The organism is Anabaena sp. UHCC 0451, assembly GCF_034931405.1.
GTDB lineage: Bacteria > Cyanobacteriota > Cyanobacteriia > Cyanobacteriales > Nostocaceae > RDYJ01.
Genome location: NZ_JAYGHA010000038.1, coordinates 43,209 through 46,486 on the forward strand (window position 1 = coordinate 43,209; position 3,278 = coordinate 46,486).

Annotated in this window: 2 protein-coding genes; one reads left to right on the forward strand and one right to left on the reverse strand. The window is 37.2% G+C overall.

Features of this window, described 5'->3' with window-relative positions:
• The first annotated feature begins 90 nt into the window (after positions 1 to 90).
• Positions 91 to 372, forward strand: a complete 282-nt coding sequence (locus tag VB694_RS22055; protein ID WP_323362481.1) for a hypothetical protein — start codon at positions 91 to 93, stop codon at positions 370 to 372.
• Between the two features lie 184 nt (positions 373 to 556).
• Here the strand turns inward: VB694_RS22055 and VB694_RS22060 are convergent, their stop codons facing one another.
• Entirely contained in the window at positions 557 to 3,250 is a 2,694-nt protein-coding gene (locus tag VB694_RS22060) for a CBS domain-containing protein (RefSeq protein WP_323362491.1), read from the reverse strand.
• Positions 3,251 to 3,278 lie beyond the last annotated feature (28 nt).

A 3,278-nucleotide genomic window follows, 5' to 3' on the forward strand; every position in this document is an offset into this window, starting at 1 on the left:
ATCCCTATATTAGTTATTAGTTATTAGTAAATACCTCTCCCTTGCTCCCTGCAACCAGTCCCCAGTCCCCAGTCCCCAATCCCCAGTCCTATGCTTTCTGAAATTTATTATATTATTCGCTCAAGAACAGACGGTAAATATCTCACTGCACGCGTAGATGATGATAAATCAGGATATTTATTATTGTTTAAAGAAGATTTTGATGCTCTCAGTTATTTAAATACCCATGCTGGTGATTTAGCAAGTCGTTTAACTGTAGAATCTGTTCCTGGTCCACAGGTGGGGAGTTTGTTGAAACGTTGGGGCTTTGCCGGTGTGGGAATAGTAAATGATCCTTTGTTACCTAAAATTGAGTTTTTGCAACATGATTAATAACGTAGACAGCAACTGCATTTTTGTCAAGACAAGAAGTTTAAAAATATAAGAACTCAGGTAAGGCGATAAGATCCCCGACTTCTTTTATTTATTGTGTCCATAAATGATAAATTGATCTTAGAAGTCGGGGATCTGGTTATGAATGATTGCTATAGCTGAATACTTAACTCAAAAATTTAATTTACCGAGGATAATGGTTAGCTAAAAATTTTTCTGCTTCAGCTTTATCTTTAATTGCACCATCTAAAGTAGCAGTTAATAAATCATCCAAAATTTGCTTATAAATTGGACTTGGTTTATAACCCAAATCTTTTAAATCATTACCATTTAACAAAGGTTGTATATTTTTCAGATTAGTGAAAAAATACCAAATCTTTCGTCTAATTTTACGCTGACTTTGCAAAGCAATTAAAATCAAAGTCGGTAAATCGTACTTTCGTAAACAGTGAACAACTTGACTAGGTAATTCGCAATTTGGTAATGATGTAATTATTGCTGTTTGTATTTCGGCTAATTTCTGTAATCTCTCAAGACTATCATCAGCTAATTGCAGATTTTTACCTACCTTGGCTCGATATTTAGGTTCTAAATGAGAAATTAATACCTCTAACCGCATTTGCCAATGATTTAAACTTTGTTGTTTGTCAAATCTTCGCAAACAGATTTCTAATAAATGTAATTTTTGTAAAAGTTCTCCATCTAATTTTAGGCTAGGATGGATACACTGCAATGCTCCCAAATCATCTAATAACTGTAACGCAGATTGCCAATAGGGTGCTTCAAAAATATGTTTTAATTCAGTTTTTAACCGAGTTTGTAAAGCGGGAGTTCTGATATTTTCTTGAGTTGTTCTATCATAAACACCGCTATTTATAGCATAACGAATATACTCTTCTGTTCGCTGTTCAATTTTAAATCCAAACCGCACAGCAAAGCGAACACCGCGATAAATCCGGGTAGGGTCTTCAATAAAACTGTTAGCGTGTAAAACCTTAATTTGTTTAGTTTGTAAATCTAAAAATCCCCCAAAAAAATCTAATAATTCACCACTACGGGGAGATGTTAATCTTAATGCCATTGCATTAATAGTAAAATCTCTTCTATATAAATCTTGACGAATTGAACTAGCTTCAACTTCTGGGTTAGCGGCAGGATAAGGATAAAATTCGGTTCTGGAAGTGGCAATATCTACCCATAATGAATCTAACTCTGGGTCTTTATGCCACAATAAAGCAGCAGTTTGAAATGCACCATGAATTTCTAACCGGGCATTTTGATAAATTGCTTGTAGTGCTTTTGCTAGTTCCACACCTGCACCCACATCCGCAGCTTGATGAAAACCATCAACAACTAAATCAATATCATTAATCATCAATGTGCCGGTTTGGGCTTCTGCTAATAGTAAATCTCGTACTGCACCCCCTACTAAATAAAGATGCCATCCGCGTTTTTCTGCTTCTTGTGATGCTATATTCAATAATCGCCAAAGTTGCGGATTTAATTTATTTTGTAATTGCGGCAGATTAATCTTAATTTCCCCATGTTTCTCTATTTGTCCATCAATTGCATCCGCTTGATGTAATTCCCTTAAAACGTCGGTGCGAGTGACAATACCCACGAGATTTTCATTAGCTAAAACTGGTAAACGTCCAATATCATAAGTCACCATTAAGGACTCAATTTGTGGTAAGCTAGTATCTGGTGTGATTGTTTTTAAATTAGTCGTCATATAACCTTTAACTGGTGCATGACTAAAGCCGTGATGTAAAGCAATATCTAAATCACGTCGGGAAATAATACCCACTAATTTATCTTGGTTATTCACAACAGATAAACCAGAATGTCCGTAGCGTAATAAAATTCTTTGGGCTTCTGCAATAGTAGTTTCAGGACGAATAGTACGCACAGGTGAAGACATCAAATCTCTCGCTGTGGGAGGATTGGGAATTTGTGCTTTTAACCCATCTAATAATTGTTGTAAAATTGGTTGTGAGTCGCTGGTGCGAATATTTAAAGACGCGGCTTGAGAATGTCCACCACCGTCAAAAAGTTGAAATAATAAATTAAGATTAGTATGGGGAATTTGCGATCGCCCAATCACTGTTAATCTAAATTCACCATCATCTAGAAGATGTTCATGTGCCAAAAGTATGGCATCAATTTCTGTTAACTCAAGCAGTTCTGAAGCTAAACTTGATAAACCTGGGACAAACTCATTTGTTTTCAGAGTTACCCACGCAATCGTATATCCCCGCAAACAAAGATATTCTAAATTTTCTAAAGCCTGAGTTAATAATTGTTGCAATTGCGGAGATAAACCAGGGTCACAATAAGTTGAAATCACAGATAAACTTGCTCCTTGCTGCATCAGCCAAGCCAACGCTAAAGCATCTCTAGGCGTAGATTGACTGTATGTTAAAGAACCAGTATCAACATGAATACCCAAAGCCATCACCGTTGCTTGAGCAGAAGTAAGAGAAATACCACGTTTTTGCAGTTCTTCCACCATTAAAGTCGTCGTTGCGCCCACCTGCTGAAGATATAATTGCGTAATGGGAATATCGCTATCTTGTCCCAGATGATGGTCATAAACTACAATTTCTTGAACATTAGGTAAATCAAACCATTCCGCAGCTTTACCCAAGCGATGACGCTGTTGAGTATCCACCACCATCAAAGAACGGATTTTTTCAGGATTGACAGAACGCCTTTCAATCAGTGAATATTCATCACGATACAATGCCAAAAAATCCCTCACAGGTGGATGCGCTCCCCCAGTTAAGACAATCTTACTCCCTGGCTTGAGGCAAGTTAACCCTACAGCCGCCCCTAAAGCGTCAAAATCAGCAGTTGTATGACAAAGAATTATATCCATAGGGACTGGGGACTGGGGATTGGGGACT

Coding starts and splice junctions, on each gene's coding strand:
- VB694_RS22055 (WP_323362481.1), top strand. CDS start 91: ATGCTTTCTGAAATTTATTATATTATTCGCTCAAGAACAGACGGTAAA.
- VB694_RS22060 (WP_323362491.1), bottom strand. CDS start 3,250: ATGGATATAATTCTTTGTCATACAACTGCTGATTTTGACGCTTTAGGG.